This window comes from Paraburkholderia sp. Cpub6 (assembly GCF_014201065.1).
In the GTDB taxonomy this organism is placed as follows: Bacteria; Pseudomonadota; Gammaproteobacteria; order Burkholderiales; family Burkholderiaceae; genus Paraburkholderia; species Paraburkholderia tuberum.
Genome location: NZ_JACHDM010000010.1, coordinates 21,316 through 36,996, shown reverse-complemented (window position 1 = coordinate 36,996; position 15,681 = coordinate 21,316). Strand labels below are relative to the sequence as shown.

The 15,681-nt window shown below is 56.8% G+C and carries 12 protein-coding genes and 1 pseudogene; 3 read left to right on the top strand and 10 right to left on the bottom strand.

The features are described 5' to 3' along the window. Positions 1-32 precede the first annotated feature (32 nt). From ccmB to HDG33_RS18405, 6 genes are all read right to left on the bottom strand, one after another. Positions 33-698 (bottom strand): heme exporter protein CcmB, encoded by a 666-nt coding sequence (ccmB, locus tag HDG33_RS18430; RefSeq protein ID WP_221311465.1) that lies wholly within the window; start codon positions 696-698, stop codon positions 33-35. Positions 699-700: 2 nt separating this feature from the next. Next, a complete protein-coding gene (gene ccmA, locus HDG33_RS18425; RefSeq protein ID WP_184031930.1) occupies positions 701-1,378 on the bottom strand; it encodes a cytochrome c biogenesis heme-transporting ATPase CcmA in 678 nt (225 codons plus the stop codon). Positions 1,379-1,390: 12 nt separating this feature from the next. Beyond that, positions 1,391-1,942: a peptide-methionine (S)-S-oxide reductase MsrA gene (msrA, locus tag HDG33_RS18420; protein WP_184031928.1), complete on the bottom strand. Its 552-nt coding sequence runs from the start codon at positions 1,940-1,942 to the stop codon at positions 1,391-1,393. 491 nt (positions 1,943-2,433) lie between these two features. Then, on the bottom strand, positions 2,434-3,351 hold the full coding sequence (locus tag HDG33_RS18415) for an NADP-dependent oxidoreductase (protein ID WP_184031926.1): 918 nt from the start codon (positions 3,349-3,351) through the stop codon (positions 2,434-2,436). A 63-nt stretch (positions 3,352-3,414) separates the two neighbouring features. Then, on the bottom strand, positions 3,415-4,332 hold the full coding sequence (locus HDG33_RS18410; protein WP_184031924.1) for an NADP-dependent oxidoreductase: 918 nt from the start codon (positions 4,330-4,332) through the stop codon (positions 3,415-3,417). 185 nt (positions 4,333-4,517) lie between these two features. Further along, positions 4,518-5,096: a cytochrome P460 family protein gene (locus HDG33_RS18405; RefSeq protein WP_184031922.1), complete on the bottom strand. Its 579-nt coding sequence runs from the start codon at positions 5,094-5,096 to the stop codon at positions 4,518-4,520. Positions 5,097-5,732: 636 nt separating this feature from the next. On the opposite strand from HDG33_RS18405, the gene HDG33_RS18400 reads away from it, so the two are divergent. Further along, a complete protein-coding gene (locus HDG33_RS18400) occupies positions 5,733-6,635 on the top strand; it encodes an aspartyl/asparaginyl beta-hydroxylase domain-containing protein (RefSeq protein WP_184032156.1) in 903 nt (300 codons plus the stop codon). 1,287 nt (positions 6,636-7,922) lie between these two features. On the opposite strand, the pseudogene ccsB reads toward HDG33_RS18400, so the two are convergent. The 3 genes and pseudogenes from ccsB to HDG33_RS18385 form a co-directional block, all read right to left on the bottom strand. After that, positions 7,923-9,008 (bottom strand): annotated as a pseudogene (gene ccsB, locus HDG33_RS18395) (c-type cytochrome biogenesis protein CcsB); the annotation flags it as partial. 320 nt (positions 9,009-9,328) lie between these two features. Next, positions 9,329-9,640 carry a high-potential iron-sulfur protein gene (locus HDG33_RS18390; RefSeq protein ID WP_184031920.1) on the bottom strand — a complete coding sequence of 104 codons (312 nt, stop codon included), beginning with the start codon at positions 9,638-9,640 and terminating at the stop codon, positions 9,329-9,331. Positions 9,641-11,244: 1,604 nt separating this feature from the next. Further along, on the bottom strand, positions 11,245-11,661 hold the full coding sequence (locus HDG33_RS18385) for a DUF3331 domain-containing protein (protein WP_184031918.1): 417 nt from the start codon (positions 11,659-11,661) through the stop codon (positions 11,245-11,247). Between the two features lie 560 nt (positions 11,662-12,221). Between HDG33_RS18385 and HDG33_RS18380 the strand changes: the two genes are divergently transcribed. Both HDG33_RS18380 and HDG33_RS18375 read left to right on the top strand, forming a co-directional pair. After that, positions 12,222-12,854 carry a cytochrome b/b6 domain-containing protein gene (locus HDG33_RS18380; RefSeq protein ID WP_311548347.1) on the top strand — a complete coding sequence of 211 codons (633 nt, stop codon included), beginning with the start codon at positions 12,222-12,224 and terminating at the stop codon, positions 12,852-12,854. Between the two features lie 264 nt (positions 12,855-13,118). After that, positions 13,119-13,568, top strand: a complete 450-nt coding sequence (locus tag HDG33_RS18375) for a hypothetical protein (protein WP_184031914.1) — start codon at positions 13,119-13,121, stop codon at positions 13,566-13,568. A gap of 1,075 nt (positions 13,569-14,643) precedes the next feature. Here HDG33_RS18375 and HDG33_RS18370 read toward each other — a convergent pair. Then, a complete protein-coding gene (locus tag HDG33_RS18370) occupies positions 14,644-15,654 on the bottom strand; it encodes a VTT domain-containing protein (protein WP_184031912.1) in 1,011 nt (336 codons plus the stop codon). Positions 15,655-15,681: the final 27 nt, after the last annotated feature.

Below are 15,681 nucleotides of genomic sequence, written 5' to 3'. Positions count from 1 at the left end.
GCGGTCGTCGGGCCGGCACCACGGATGGCGCGTCATTCGGCGACACTGATGGAAAGCGCCGCGGCAATCGCAAACGGCGCCAAAGTCATCGCCAGCGCGGTAAGGCACGACAACCACAGCAGGTATCCCGCAACAGGCAGGCCCTGCAACGCGGCTTGCAGAGCACCGCTACCTAGGATCAGCACCGGGACGTACAGGGGCAGGATTAGCAGCCCCAGTAACAACCCGCCTCGACGCAAACCAACCGTGAGCGCGGCGCCGACTGCACCGAGCAGGATAAGCACAGGCGTGCCCAGCAACAGGGAAAGCAGCAGCGCGCCGAAGCAATGGGCCGGGAGGCCCAGCATCAAGGCAAGGAGAGGGGCCACCACCACCATCGCCAGACCGCTGCAAATCCAGTGCGCGGTTACCTTGACCAGTACCAGCACGAGCATCGAGTGCGATGAAAGCATCCATTGCTCCAGCGAGCCATCTTCGAAATCAGCACGAAACAGCCCGTCTAGCGAAAGCAGCATGGCCAGCAGCGCCGCGACCCACACTAACCCTGGCGCGGCTTTTTGCAGAAACTGTGATTGCGCCCCCAGCGCTAGCGGAAACAGCGCGACGACAACGGAGAAAAACGCTAAGGGGTTAACAACGTCCCCTGGTTGGCGACCTATCAGACGCAACTCGCGGTTAAGTAAGGAAATCACGACCATGGTCACGTCGCGTACTGCCCAAGATCAAGGACAGCGTAAGCTCGCGCCCGTTGGGTCAGTTCGTGGTGCGTAGTCAGCACTACCGCACCGCCGCTCTCACAATGCATTGCCAGGCGCGCTTCAAGTTGCGCTGTGCCCGCCCTATCCAGCGCGGTGAACGGTTCGTCCAGTAGCCACAGCATTGGCGCACCGGGCAGGTACAGGCGCGCCAATGCGACGCGGCGCTGCTGGCCCGCCGACAGGTCATGGCAATGCGTGTCCTCAAAGCCGCGCAGGCCAACCGCGACAATCGCCCGCCCTACGGCGGCGATCGCATCGCGCCCGTGCAATGCTCCTAGCCATGACAAGTTTTCCTCAACGGTCAAGAGTGCCTTCACACCGAGGGCATGCCCAATCCATAGCAGCCGAGAAGCGAGGGCTCCGCGCTGCTGGGCAAGGGCTTGACCGAACAGCTCGACATGCCCCTCAGCCGGCTGAGCCAACCCGCATAACAGACGCAGAAGGCTGCTTTTTCCGCTGCCGTTGGGACCTATGATGCGCAACATGTCACCGGCCGCGATGCCGAAGCTCACGTCTTTGAACAACCGACGCTGGTTTCGTTCGCAACCGAGACGCACCGCATTGAGCACCCGGCACCCAGTGCGAAAACTGCCATCTGGCCAGACGCAAAGTTCTTGCATGACGTACTGCACCTAAGACCGGGTATTCGCGCCAGCAAGAGCATGAATTGTCGCGGAATCGTCTACTGTCTCGCTCTTTGGAAGGACCCAGTTTTGACGAGGAAAGTGACAGGTATACCCTCCGGGCTGCTTCTCAAGATAGTCCTGATGCTCCGGCTCAGCTTCCCAGAAGTCTCCGACAGGCTCAAGCTCAGTGACAACGATGCCCGGCCACCGGCCCGATGCTTCCACGTCGGCAATGGTCTCCAGCGCCACCTTTTTCTGCTCGTGGGTCGTATAGAAAATCGCCGAACGGTAGCTTGTTCCCACATCGTTACCTTGACGGTCCAGTGTCGTCGGATCGTGAATTTGAAAGAAGTACTCCAGAATGCGCCGGTAGCTCGTCTGCGTTGTATCGAAGACTATCTCGATCCCTTCCGCATGAGTGCCATGATTGCGGTAGGTCGCGTTCAAAATGTCGCCCCCGGTATACCCGACGCGAGTCGAAACAACACCGGGAAGCTTGCGGATTAGATCTTGCATTCCCCAGAAGCATCCTCCAGCAAGTACAGCGCGCTGATGCATGTTAAACCTCCTTGATCCGATGGATATATCGTTGTGACGCACGCTCGCTCTACGTGCCATCGCTATTTGACGAACCAACGGTGGAGCGCCACTAAACTGGCAGAGCAGCTCTCTACCGGGAATACTCGGGGACTACACCCCGAGCATAACTTTAGCCATGGATTGGATCGACTTGGTCCTGTCAATCCCGAGCTACAAGTCAACACCGTCGTGTGGCGCGGAATGTTATTTCCCGAAGATCGCGCCCTCCGTTCCCGTCTTCGTGGCGACACAAAGCGAGTATGCCGTCGTTCGAACGCGAACGCGTCCTGCGACTTTCGACACCGCAGTCATGAGACTCCGTTCCCTTGCTGATCGCGGAACGCGTTACCGTTGGTAGTCAAGCTACATGTATCGCTCATGTACTGCATTTTGGCCGGACTGACCGCAGCAACGCGCTAGGCGAGCAAGCAAATAGTTACGTGTATCGGGTACCGCGCTTTGCTGACTTCTCACTGCCGAATGCGGATAATCGTCTTCCCTTCGCGTCGTTTGGTCGGGTTCAAGGCCGCGACGGCATCGTCGAGGGTCGAGACCTCGCCAATGTTGGTCCGTAGTCGTCCGTCCCGCACCCGCTGGACAATCTCGCTCAATTGGGCGCGATCGGACTCGACAACAAAATCGATCGCACGCCCGTTATAAGGACGCGCCTCGGACGGCCCGACAACGGACACCAGTGTCCCTCCGGCTCGAACCAGGCCTGCGGATCGTTTCCCGATGTCGCCACCGATGACATCAAAAACAAGATCAACTCCGCCGACATCCTCAAGCGTATCGTTATCGAGGTCGACAAACTCTTGCGAACCAAAGTCGAGCGCCTTCTGACGGTCTGCGGCGCGCCCTGTGCCAATGACATACGCGCCGGCCTCTCGCGCGAGTTGCGTCACCATGGTGCCGACCGCCCCGGCGGCACCGTGAGCGAGCACGCGCTGGCCTGCCTGGAGCCGCCCATGTTGAAACAGCCCTTGCCAGGCGGTCAGCCCTGAGATCGGCAGGCTAGCGCCCTCTGCGAAATCGACATCCCCGGGCAGCGGTGCCAGGTTACGCGCCTCAATCGCCACATACTCCGCCAAGGTTCCGTCACGGTACCAGTCGGCGAGGCCGAACACCCTCTGGCCCACAGACAGACCCGTCGTCCCGTAGCCGAGAGCGGTGACCACTCCGGCCAGCTCATGGCCAGGGATCGACGGTTTTCGGTCATGGTCGCTGCGATCGGTCCACGTCGAAGGCCACGCCATTTCGGTGGGGACGAACCCGGATGCATGAATCCGAATAACAACGTCGTTTATCCCTGCCGACGGCTCCGGCCGCTCAACAAGTTTCAATCCTGCCAATCCTGCTGTCTGATCCGTTGCCACAATCGCCTTCATGTGCATTCTCTCCATGTTGCATGCTTCTTTACTGGAACCGTCGCAGTGACGGCCGCGTATCGCTCACGGACGAATTCGGATGATCGTTTTTCCGTTGGCCTTTCCGGTCGGGTTAAGCGCAACAACGGCGCCCTCAAGGTTAGAGACTTTGCCGATATGCGGACGTAACCGACCCTCACGCACTCGCCGGACGATTTCGCCAAGTTGGGTGCGATCAGATACGACAACAAAGTCGATCGCCAGGCCGTCAACAGGTCGCGCCTCGGCCGGCCCCGCAATTGTCACCAGCGTTCCTCCGGCTCGAGTTACACGAGCCGACTGCTTCCCGATTTCGCCACCGAACACATCGAACACCAGATCTACTGAACCGACATCTTTCAGGTCGTCGTTCTCAAGATCGATAAATTCTTGCGCGCCGAATTCGAGCGCCGTCTGACGGTGTGTAGCGCGTCCTGTGCCGATGACATGGGCGCCTGCCTCGCGTGCGAGTTGGGTTACCATCGAACCGACTGCACCGGCTGCTCCGTGCACAAGGATGCTTTGTCCTGCCTGAAGGCGACCGTGGTCGAATAGTCCCTGCCACGCGGTCAGGCCCGGCATTGCGACGCTTGCCCCCACCGTGAAGTCGACGTCGCCTGGCAGCGGCGCGAGGTTGCGCGCCTCGATCGCCACATACTCGGCCAAGGTACCGCTGCGATACGAGTCCGTAAGGCCGAACACGCGCTGTCCCACCGAAAGTCCCCTCGTGCCGTAGCCGAGGGCGGTGACTACACCTGCCAACTCTTGTCCGGGAATCGATGGTGTCCGGTCGCGACCTTGACGATCGGTCCACGTCGAGGGCCACGTCAACTCATCCCAAGTGAATCCCGACGCATGGACCTGAACAACCACGTCGTTTATCCCTGCCTCTGGCTCCGGCCTCTCGGCGAGCTTCATGTCGGCCGTCCCGGCCGCCTGGTCCGTCACAATGATTGCCTTCATCTGATTTATCTCCTAGGTTTTTCGCCGAAACGTAGCAGCGGGTCGAAAACCGTTCGACGCCTCATATCAGGCGCCACGGGAACCTTAAAAAGCGAAGAACAATCAGCACCACGCCGTGATCCTCGCTTTCCCAAAGTGCTCAAGCTAGTGCAACGGCTCGACAAACACCGAGGCCGTGCACTGACTTAGCGACTGAGAGGCGGATAACCCGTCGTATATATCCAGTCTGACGCTTGCGCCGGTATGTGACACCCCTGACAGTCTTTCTTATAGTCCGTGGATGTAGTCTTCTTCGGATCGGTTGCATCAAACCAGGACCAACCCCATCCGTCGCCCCAAAGCTTGTTTTCCGGAAAGCGACCGACGTCATCTTTAACCATCACGAACCAGCCTGAAAGGGTGCCCGCACTGCTTACTGTGCCGGTCGTCATTGGCTTCGTATTCGTCTTGTACACTTCCTTCACCAGAATAGTGCCATCCGGAAAATGTCCGTCCTTGCGATACGCCGCGATGGTTCCCGGTGATGCATAGACCACGTGCAATTGCTTTGAGCCCGGGCCACTGTCTGCGGCGACCGCCCAACTGCCCAGCATCTGATAAGTGGTCCGGTAATCGGCGGGCACGTGCATATTCCCCTTGCCGTCGACAACAGCGGCGGTCGCCCCTTTGTACGGTAAGCGCGTCTCCGTCTGCCCGTAGGCGCTAACAGCGACCGTCACAGACAATCCTGCCAGGGCGACGCACAAGACACCGGCAATTCTCATGGCACTGCTCCTCGTGTGTTGATGAACACACATAGTTTCCTGCTGAAAGACTTAGAGGTGCAACGGCGCTTGAGTATGCAAGCAATATGCGTGAGTATGCCTCCGGGTTCACGCTCACGTGGCGCAGGACCACGCGATGACTTCGAAAAGGGAGCTTATAACGGACCGGACTGCGACCCACAGCAAACTTATCACCGAAAGCAACGATCCTCTGAAAGTGCCGCGCGACCACGTCAAAGATGCTCACGTATCAACCGCGTATACTGAAGGATGCAGCGTTTCCCTTTTGACGTCATTTAAAATGACGGAAGCTCGTGATTTGCGTCGAAGCGCTTGCATGTGGCCGCTGGTCATCGAGAGAAACGAAAAAAGGAACGGATATATTTTTCGGCCGGTTAATGCACGGCAGCCTTTCGAGACGCGGCCGTGCAATCCATCGACAGATCGAGCCCCTTGGTTTTCGCCGGGGTATTTCCCGTCGCTCTCACTTCGGGTGACGCAAAGACGGCGCAGCAGACCGGCATGAACCGCCGCATTAAGTCAGAACTTCGGTACACGGTCGCACGTACCACGTGTTGCCTGAAGCGAACTTTTGCAAATCGAGTTTAATCTTGGCGAATTATTTAGGAGTAGATGGTGCGCGTATTGGTCTTGTTCTGGTTTGTTGCTAGCGCTTCCTACGTGGCAATGCGAGGCAGGGTACGCTTCAAGTTCTGGCGCCAATTATCGGACCATTCAACGTTTTTAGCGCCGATTAATGCCGTCTTCTACATATTCTCGACGCTGAAACGAGGCGCGTATATCGACGCGTCCAGCTTTCCTGAACTGGCGCCGTTAAAAGCGAACTGGAAGACCATCCGGGATGAGGCCATGGCAGTCGACGCAGCACAGAAAATTGCGGCTGCAGAAAACTACGGCGACATCGGATTTAACTCATTCTTCAAGACCGGATGGCGCCGGTTCTATCTGAAGTGGTACGACCAACCTCATCCGTCTGCAATGGCGCTTTGTCCAGTAACGACACGTTTGCTACAGGAGATTCCGTCCATACGAGCAGCGATGTTTGCTCAGTTACCGCCTGGCGCGAGCCTCGTCAGGCATCGCGACCCATACGCCGGCTCCGTCCGTTACCATCTCGGGCTCGTCACGGCCTCCAGTCCCAGTTGCTTTATTGAGGTGGATGGGGAAAAATATTGTTGGCGCGACGGTGAGGAGGTCATGTTCGACGAGACCTATATCCATTACGCAAAGAACGAAACCACAATCTCGCGCATCGTCCTCTTCTGCGATATCGAACGTCCGATGCGTTACCGCTGGGTTGCTGCGTTCAACAGGGCTTTCTCGAACGTGGTGCTCCGCGCCGCCACCTCTCCGAACGAAACCGGCGACCGGACCGGCTTTCTGAACCGTGTATTCAAATACGTTTACGCAATCCGTCGATTGGGAAAGTGGATGAAGGCTTGGCATCGACCCACCTACTATGCAGTTAAGTGGTTCCTGTTCGGATCGATCTTTGCAGGCATTATTTACACCCTTTAATCGCGCGTAGACCACAAGGCGAGACCCGCCGCCGAAGATCCCTCTCCTCCGGTGTGCCGAAAACACCGTTAATTTCCTCCCTAGCCTCGGACTGCGGCAGCCTTCCATCGCGTGGTATGGACTGGAATTTCCTCCGCGAGCTGGCGACGTCCTGCCGCGATGTCCTCAGCTGCATTGATATTACGATGGCGGAGCCAGCGCATTGCCGATCAAGATGGCGGACGCCGCCGATAGTGGCCTTTCTGGCTACCGGTCTTAGCGTCGGGCGCCTGCGGCGTCGCCAATGGCGCTCGCACTTACTGTGCAAGGCCCCCTTCACAAGCTATGGCGTTTCGCGCGTGTAGAGGCTGATGCCCAACTTAGTCGTGCTCAAATCCATACATACAGATCTGGAGCGCTGGAGTAACGGTCGTCCTGCTAAGCGGCATGGTGTTCCCGCCGTTTCCGAGTGGTGCCTTTCCCAGTCCGGCGTCGCAGATATCGCCGGGTGGAGAGCCATCGCTCCTGCACCGCACCTCTGTACGCTGCATGAACGCCGCGTCAGGCGGCCATACGTGAATCCCCTTCTTTCCTTGCAGGGAGATCGAGGGATTGCATGATGGTCAACCCCGACCAGCACACGGATAGCCGTCCGCGTGGCAGGACTTTCAGTCAACTTCGTCCGCAGCGGGCGATGCCCCCCGCTGCGGACGCATGCCCACTACGGCCCTCATCGCGATGCGTATCTGACCGCATCGACCGCTCCGAATATCTTGGTGGCGAGGCTGTCCCCTTGGATTGCGACCCGAAATACTCGATGCGGCCGTGTCGGTTGGCACGGCACTGAGCTGGCGGTTGCACAGGGCCGAACGGGAACTGGCGTCCCTTTTGGTATCAGACGCATTCGGTGCTTTCAGGCGCTCGAACGGTACCTTTTCAGCAAGCGCTTCCGTCTACGGACCTTCGCGGGTTAGCAGCGCGATAGAACTCAAAGTCCTGTCAACGTGCGATAGCGGCTCACGCGAGAACCAGTCTTAGCAATGCCCGGCTGTCAAGAACATCGCGTTGCGCCACGATTCACCATCGGGAAACCGCCCTTCAGGGCAGGAAGACAATGAAGAATGCTTGGCCTGAGCGCCTTTGCCCGTGCGAATTGAGCATTAACTGCTGCAAACTTGAAAAATCCATCATGGATGCTGGAGTCAGCCGGCGCGTGCCGCCCGCTCAAGGCGGCACGGCAGCGCATGACCCTCTTCACGCACACAGCGACCCGTAGACCGCGAATTCCTACGAAGGCGCACACCACTTTCAGAGCTTGCCGTAGCTATGCAGACCCGAAAGAAACATATTCACGCCGATGAACGCGAATGTCGTGACTACCAACCCCGTCAACGCCCACCATGCTGCAGGCCTGCCTCGAAGGCCCTTGAGCAGACGCATATGCAACCATGCCGCATAGTTCAGCCATACTATCAGCGCCCAGGTCTCCTTCGGATCCCAACTCCAATAACCGCCCCACGCTTCCGCCGCCCATAGCGCACCTAGAATCGTCGCGATGGTAAAAAAAGCGAATCCGACAGAAATTGACTTATACATCACATCGTCTAGTACTTCGAGCGCCGGGAGACGATCATCCAGGATGCCCTTGTCTTTCATCAGGTAGGCAACGGCAACCATCGCGGATAGAGCAAAGGTGCCGTACCCAATGAAGTTCGCCGGTACGTGTATTTTCATCCACCAGCTCTGGAGCGCCGGGACAAGCGGCTGAATTTGTTGTGCATCCCGTGATATCGAATACCACATCATAAAAACGACTGCGGCGCTAACCACGACCAGCACGAAGGCCCCGAGCGCATGTGTGTTGTAGTGGCTCTCGTAATAGAGATAGAAGAGCGCCGTGATGAGGTTGAACAGTACGAAAACCTCATACAGGTTCGAGATTGGGATATGCCCAATGTCGGGTCCGATCAGATAGGATTCGTACCAGCGCACCATCATCCCGACGAAACCCATCAGAACAGCGCTCCATGTGAGCTTCGATGCAATCGCACCCGCCGACGGCGAGCGGGCTATCATGGCGATCCAGTAGAACAGTGTTGCCAGGGCAAATAGCGCGCTCATCCAAAGGATAGCGGATTGACTCGATAGAAGGTACTTCAGGAAAAAGGCATGATCTGCTCGGCCGAGAACGTTGCCGTACAGGTTAATCGCAAACAGGGATAAGCCAGCGATACCGACTAGTAGCATGCGCGCTGGCTTCCAACGCCATCCCAGCGTGATAAGGGCAGGAATCGCGCATACCAGCACCAGTATGTCGTCAAAACTCATGTGCGAGTGATACTTGGTCAGCGCGAACGCTGCCCCGCCGACCAAGGTCACTGCGAACAGCACATCAAGAAGCAACGTCTTCGCGGGAATCCTCGGTTGCCAGACCGTAACGCGTGAAGAGGGTGCGATCACCACCTTCTTGTCGCGCAATGATGGGCGATGCGGAGCACCTGACGTCATGTCCATTTTCGACCTCGATCTTGGAAAATATGCCTCACAGGCCGTTCATCCGTGATGTGGTGTATATCGGAGACAGGCTTTCGGGCAGGCGACGTCCAAGGCGGCTAAGAGCCCCTTCAGCTTGACTCGACGCCGCCGGAGAACGGAAATTCGATCACACAATTGGTTGCAGAACTTGCAATTCGCGCAGGCAGAAACCAACTGAGTTATCCTCGCTGCGCGTACCCACTACACCAGCCGGCCCCTTCGACGGTCTTGCCTGTGAATAGCGGGCAGGCAGCAGTCTTTGAAGATGCACTGCCTTGGTAGAATTGACAGTTCGCGCAGTTCTGGCCGGCGGCGTACTTCGGAAACTTGGCTTTGTCCACCTTGGTCGCGTCCGCTCGGTAACCGAGTGCGACTGCGCTCGGATCTGTCTCGGACAATTCTTCCGCTGCGTGAGCGACGAGCGGAAAGAAAGCGCTCGACACTAGCCATCCAGCGCTTCGTACGATGAACTCACGACGACAAGACTTCATTTCAACCTCCTCGTTGGCTTCTTGGGCGATGTTGGCTATTCGAGAGACTTTCCTGGATGAAAATCTGGAACAACCTAGACAATCTATTCATTGATACTGCCCCCCGAGACGTACCGTATCGGCTCCCTGACAGGACAGCATGTCACACTGGCAATTGATGGTATGGCGATGTGCATTAAGCCGCAACGTCCCGTGGGTATCGGACTTATATACTGCCGCATACGATACTGGGGTTACTCACGCGTGTCCTGAAACTGGCTGAAGTGCCCCTCTTTCTTTGGCTATGAACCGCATTCGCTTAACGAAAGCCATATACGAGGCGCGGCTACGTACCCCACGCCAAACCTCCGGGTCGTACTGCAATACATAAGCTATTAGGCGGCGTTTGTTTCGTTCAATTGAGTAACGGCAATCAAACCGAACTCACACGTCTCCCGTTACCGCGTAACAAAGCATTACCGGTTAGGCTATGTCGGTGATCCGCTCACCTTGACGTCACCCCTGTCGTCGGACTAGAAAGGAAATTTGCCAGCCTTCTTCGCAGGCGCTTTTTTCTGCAATATGCCCTTCAACGAAGGTCAGAAACGCGGGCTATAGAAGCGGAATCACAAGCGCGGAACGTCTAAGGAAAGTCTGCGTACTGAGGCTTGAGAAATAAGCAGCACTCATGCTCGGACTAAAGCGCTTGCGCACACCGCAAATCCTTTCGGGTCGATCAGCTGGTCGCCAACCAAGACTAACAGTTGATGAAAATTCCGCCGTGGACGGGCAGCGCCTGGCGGAGATGGACGCCAGCAAACGGAATTTTTAGAAATCAAGCAGCCTTCCATGACCGGTTGAGTACGGAAGTGATGCGCCTCTTATGGATTTATGCCCCAACCTTACGAATGAACAGTGGTCCGACTCGCTCAGCGCACAGCAGAAGACTTCGAGCCTGAGCTCGGGGAAACGACGACGGTCTTACAGAACAGCTTAGCGTGAATGTGGGGCAACAAGAGGAAGGATCAGCGATATCCCAAGTGCCATTACCTTAAGCAAAAGATCCACCACCAGCACACTAAACACCAGCAAAGACGATTCATATGCCATCGATAGCGCCTGCGCGATAACTATCGAACTGACCGCACAGAGGAAAAGGAATATAGCCCTGGCAAACCGGATCTTGACTACAGTACCGATGGCTAACGCGACCCATATCAGTCTCCCCGTCGCGGAAGCGAAACGCTCCGGTGATGATTGTGCGAGTATGAGCTCGACTGGCAATTCAAATATCGACCATACTGCAACAGAGAGCGGAAGCGCGCACTGCGCGGCTCGTGCAATTACGGGTAGCAGTCTAGCGATGAATCCCACCTCTTCCCCTCGGAAAGGGTTGATTCGACTAGCTACGTTCTCGAGTCGTCTTTCTGTTCTGCTCGAACGAGTGGCCGACATGTTCGCTCCGGTGTTCTAAGACCTGGGACGGCCGCGCCGCGGCCTCGCAACTGGCACGTGTAACGGCGGCGAAGGAAACCCGACCATCGTGTGCCACAACTAACGCAGTTCTCTCTTCGACTGCCAAAATAAGACGCGTTGTCAGTTTGATCAGTGCCCCGCCATCATCGTCATGAGCTCGGTACGCGCACGCACGACGCAAGAATCATTCGATGACTGTTTGCGGGCACCCGTGTCTCGCTCACCCATGGTCGAAAAACTGAATCCCCGATCTTGATCGGCATACCACTCAGTGCGCAGAATGATCGTCCGTGTGCTAGACCTATCCTCCAGATCTGTTCGCCGAAATGTCCCATAGTCGAGTCGCTCCAGCAAACACTAAGCGTGACGGATGAAAGCCGTTCAACTATAGAAACCCTTGCCGGCAACAGTTCTCTCGTCGCATTTTCCTTCGCCCTCTCACAGAGCGGGGTCTTCGTTAGACGAATTTTCTTTTCTTTTACAAGCACGACTTCCGAAGCCGATGCCGGCGCTAAAAGGCACAGCAACGCTCTCTCGATAATGTCTTCGCGAGCTTCTAGAGTCATTTGACACCTTTTTCGTTGGCCGATATCACAAATAGTGAACTTTCTCTATCCCGATTACGCGTGCGCTGTGCTCTTCGGAGTGGCGAATTTGGCCGTGGTATTTGCGCCCGGCGTGGGACCCTAATTGGGCGGCCCATGGTTGATTACCGCCCTTGACGCGACTAAGAGGCAATGTTAACGATGGAGAAGCTACGCTACAATATTCACTGCGTATCGCCACTGCATCCGTCGGTATATTTGTCGGCCAATTCCGTCTTAATCTCCTTATATCTTGTCGCTATAAAATCCGGTGAACTTCCCGTATCTTTGTGTCCGCATTGTGACGGCAGGCATCGTTTCTTCCTCAATACAATTGTTATCGTATTACGCACAGCAAATGCGGTGCAATACGTCGGTATAAGACATCGATACCAAATATCTGCATGACATACTTATGAAAGGTGGCTCGCATGACGTACACTCGCAGCGTAAACTCCCTCGATTGATTGCCCCAAAAAGGGTAGATTTTGGATAAGCCGTCAGAGTCACTTTCCTCTGAAACAGAACACCTTCCCGTACGGGTGTGGGATCTGTCAGTGAGAATCTTTCACTGGTCGATTGTCGGTCTCGTCATCGGGGCGTATGTGACATCCCGATACAACTGGATGACGTGGCACGTTCGTCTGGGGCAATTAACCCTTACGCTACTGATTTTCCGGATTCTGTTGGGCTTTTGGGGTAGCGAAACCGCGCGGTTCAGGAGGTTTCTCGTACGCCCCTCGAGCGCGTTGGTCTATGCGCGTCGCTTCTTTTCCTGCGCTGGGACGACGCACGTCGGACACACACCCGCCGGCGGATGGATGGTAGTTTTGCTCATCCTGCTAATGTCGATGCAGGTATTGACGGGACTATATGCCTACAACGACGTGGCCCAGGTAGGACCGCTTTTCGGCATCTTCTCCGGCGATACCTCAAATATGTTGGTGTCTGTGCACGGATTGCTGTTCACGATCTTGATGACGTGTGTCACTATCCACATAGCAGTTATTGCCCTGTACCGGATCGTGAAGCGACAAGATCTGGTTCGACCGATGACGACGGGGATACAGTATCTACCACCCGGTTTTCGCAAGCCAAGGATGATCCGCGCAAGTCGAGCATTCTCGCTATTTCTTTGCTCCGTGGTCATTGCGACGCTGATCTCCCAGCTTTGATTCGAAAATTATTTGCGCAGGCTCCGACCTTCAGGGCGAAGTTAGCGAAACGTTTGCAAACGCGCACCGGGTGTGCGCCGCGTCGCACAGCGCTGCGCCGTGGTGTCCTGCCATGCGTAATGTTCATATTAGGATAGCAGCCGCTCCTTCAGCCGGTCGCTCCTCGACAGTCCAGACTCCGCTCCCGCGTCGAAATAAAACGGTTGCTATACGCACTGGTGAAACCGTTGCAGCATGCCTATCGGACCAGGCCCAAATCAATAGATGCTGCGCAAGGAGCGCCCGACTTTCATCGTTACGTTGCCGTCGGGCACGTCGCCAGCCGAAGTGGCCGGCCTCCGCTCGCGCTTTGTATATGGGAAGCGGATACGCAATGTCATGCTGATATCCGGCCTGCAGGTTGTTGAGGCAATTCGTGCCGATGAGCGGTGGGTCGCCGCACGCAGGATGCCAAAGGCTCCGCGTGTAACGATGCCTTTGGGGCAGTACGGTAAGCACACGGCTTCGCCGAACACGCCTTTCACTCGCTCGCGGTCGCGCACGAGAGCGCAGCTGGCTTTGCGGACCGGATTTGGTTCTTACCAAATTCAGGTCATCGCGACGCGGGTCTTCAAGGCACTCGAGCGGTACCTGTTCGGCAAGCGCGGCCGCCCGCGCTTTAAAGGCGCGAGAAGTACGCTGCACACTCTTGCAGGAAAAGCAACACGGGCATGATGCGCCCGGATGCATAAGCTCGCTTCCTGCTGGTTGAACGCCGCTGATCCATCAGGGTCAGGATGCCAGACCTGCGAAAGGATGAGCGGCTCGTAGCCGCCTTGTAGTTCAAGACCAAATACTGCCGGCTGGCGTGAAGGTACTCCACAAGAAGCTGCGCTGGTTCGTCCAGCTCGTTCTGGACGGGAATACTCCCATCAAGGCGAGCATACTGCGCCGCCTCGTGCCCCAAGGATCGGTCGGCGACATCGATATCGGTCCGTAGAACATCGCATCGGTTACGGCTGACACGGCGCAGTTCAGCGGTTCGCACTCCAGGTCGAGCGTCCGCACGCCGAAATCGACTGCCGCAACTGGGTGCGCTCGCTTCGGCAGTTGCAAGCGGAACAACGGCTTGCAGAGATGTATCGCTATGAGGCGGACGTGCGCAAGCAGGCGCATGGGCGCGACGCGAACTTTCTGCTTACCGGGGCACGGACATGGCGCGACGATGGCGTCTCCTCCGAAAGCCTTGCAAACTTGCTACGGACGCAGCGTCAGCGTCCGCGCGCCTGGACAATTCATGAGCGAGCTGACCCTCAAGGCCGAACGAGCCGGTGTGCAGCGCCAAATCATTCATGTGCGCCGGTTAAAAATGAGCCGGTACGACCATACCACCGACACGTTACCAGGAAGCCGCTGAGCCAGCGGCAGTACGCATTTGGGGATGGTAGAGTCGCGTGCAGCGCGACCTCTATAGTGCGCTTCTGGCGGGAAACTCTGAAGGAAATACGGCCGCCTGTGCTTGAAAAAGACTAGATCGCGCTTGTATCGTACCTGCAGTAGGCCGGCCGATACGTCAGCAAACCGCAAACGGCTGGGCTTTGCCCAACTTCCCGGATTGCCAGGGCGGTTCGCCTCAAATCATTGTGAGGAGCAACAGCAGCTTGCGCTGCTGCCGGTCTGAGCAACGCGCTTCTTCAGAACCATTGCGATGTACGCCGGTGCCCCGCCATGAGCCCTTCCCATTTGACGGCAAGGAAGACTCAGGCGCAATAACAAACTCCAGCCGCTGAATATGAACCGCCCCGGCTTCTCATGATGCGGATCGGGGATGAATCTTGTTCACCGCTTCTCGCGTCACCTCGTCAAGCACGAGCGGTTCAAGAGCGAAGCCGGCAGCGCGCCAGGCTTCGAGCCCTCCGGCGAGCGGAAAGACATGGCTGTACCCTTCCGTCTTCATCTGCTCCGCGACTAATGCCGCACTCACTTCGTTTGGACAATCGCAGTAGACGACAAATTTCCTGCTCCTGTCCAATCCGTCGAGCTGCGCCACCGATACATCGTGATCTACCACTATCGCGCCTGGGATCCGCACAGGATCGATCTGTCGCCTCAGCCTCCGTCGCGCATCTATGACCAAAGGCGGAGGCTCTTGTGCCAGCATCGCAACAAGCTGCACAGCGTCGACCCGCGGCATGCGCAAACGCCGATGCAGGGTCGCTCGGTGTCGCCATCGGATGCCTACGTAAATAATTAGAGTGATCAAGGCAATAGTCGCGGTCCCAAAGCCCAACCAATCGATGACGCTAAGAATCGGTTCTATGGTATCAGCAAACAGCGAGCCGAGAGCTACCCCCACGGTTGCCCATAGTGCAGCCCCGACGGCATCGTAAAAGAGAAAACTGCTGAGCGATACGCCGATTGCACCGGCCACAGGAACCGCGAGCGTAGAGAGGCCCGGAATAAACTTGGTTACGACAAGCACCCGTACGCCGAACTTTGCGAAGAGCTCGCCGCTCTTGTTCACACAACTGTCCCGCGATATCGATAGGCTGCATAGGAATCCTAGGACCCGGCTCCCATAACGTCGTCCCATCCAATACCACAACAAGTCACCCACGAGAGCAGAACTCGTTGCAACGAGAACCACATTGAACAGGGAAAGCCTCATCGACCAAACGCTCTCATGGCGGCCTACCAACGAGGTGATTACGCCGGTTAGTAAAAGTGTCGGCATCGCCGGCACTGGCAACCCAAGCGACTCAAGCAGTACGTTCAGAAAAACCAGTGGCAAACCGTTCTCGGCGATCAGTTCTCGAAGCATCAATTCGACTCACGGAAGAGGACACAT

Bases quoted from the DNA above. Each gene is read 5' to 3' on its own strand.
- HDG33_RS18390 (WP_184031920.1), bottom strand. From the start codon at position 9,640: ATGAAGTCTTGTCGTCGTGAGTTCATCGTACGAAGCGCTGGATGGCTA.
- HDG33_RS18370 (WP_184031912.1), bottom strand. From the start codon at position 15,654: ATGCTTCGAGAACTGATCGCCGAGAACGGTTTGCCACTGGTTTTTCTG.
- HDG33_RS18385 (WP_184031918.1), bottom strand. From the start codon at position 11,661: ATGACTCTAGAAGCTCGCGAAGACATTATCGAGAGAGCGTTGCTGTGC.
- ccmA (WP_184031930.1), bottom strand. From the start codon at position 1,378: ATGCAAGAACTTTGCGTCTGGCCAGATGGCAGTTTTCGCACTGGGTGC.
- HDG33_RS18415 (WP_184031926.1), bottom strand. From the start codon at position 3,351: ATGAAGGCGATTGTGGCAACGGATCAGACAGCAGGATTGGCAGGATTG.
- HDG33_RS18405 (WP_184031922.1), bottom strand. From the start codon at position 5,096: ATGAGAATTGCCGGTGTCTTGTGCGTCGCCCTGGCAGGATTGTCTGTG.
- ccmB (WP_221311465.1), bottom strand. From the start codon at position 698: ATGGTCGTGATTTCCTTACTTAACCGCGAGTTGCGTCTGATAGGTCGC.
- HDG33_RS18410 (WP_184031924.1), bottom strand. From the start codon at position 4,332: ATGAAGGCAATCATTGTGACGGACCAGGCGGCCGGGACGGCCGACATG.
- HDG33_RS18375 (WP_184031914.1), top strand. From the start codon at position 13,119: ATGCTGCGCAAGGAGCGCCCGACTTTCATCGTTACGTTGCCGTCGGGC.
- msrA (WP_184031928.1), bottom strand. From the start codon at position 1,942: ATGCATCAGCGCGCTGTACTTGCTGGAGGATGCTTCTGGGGAATGCAA.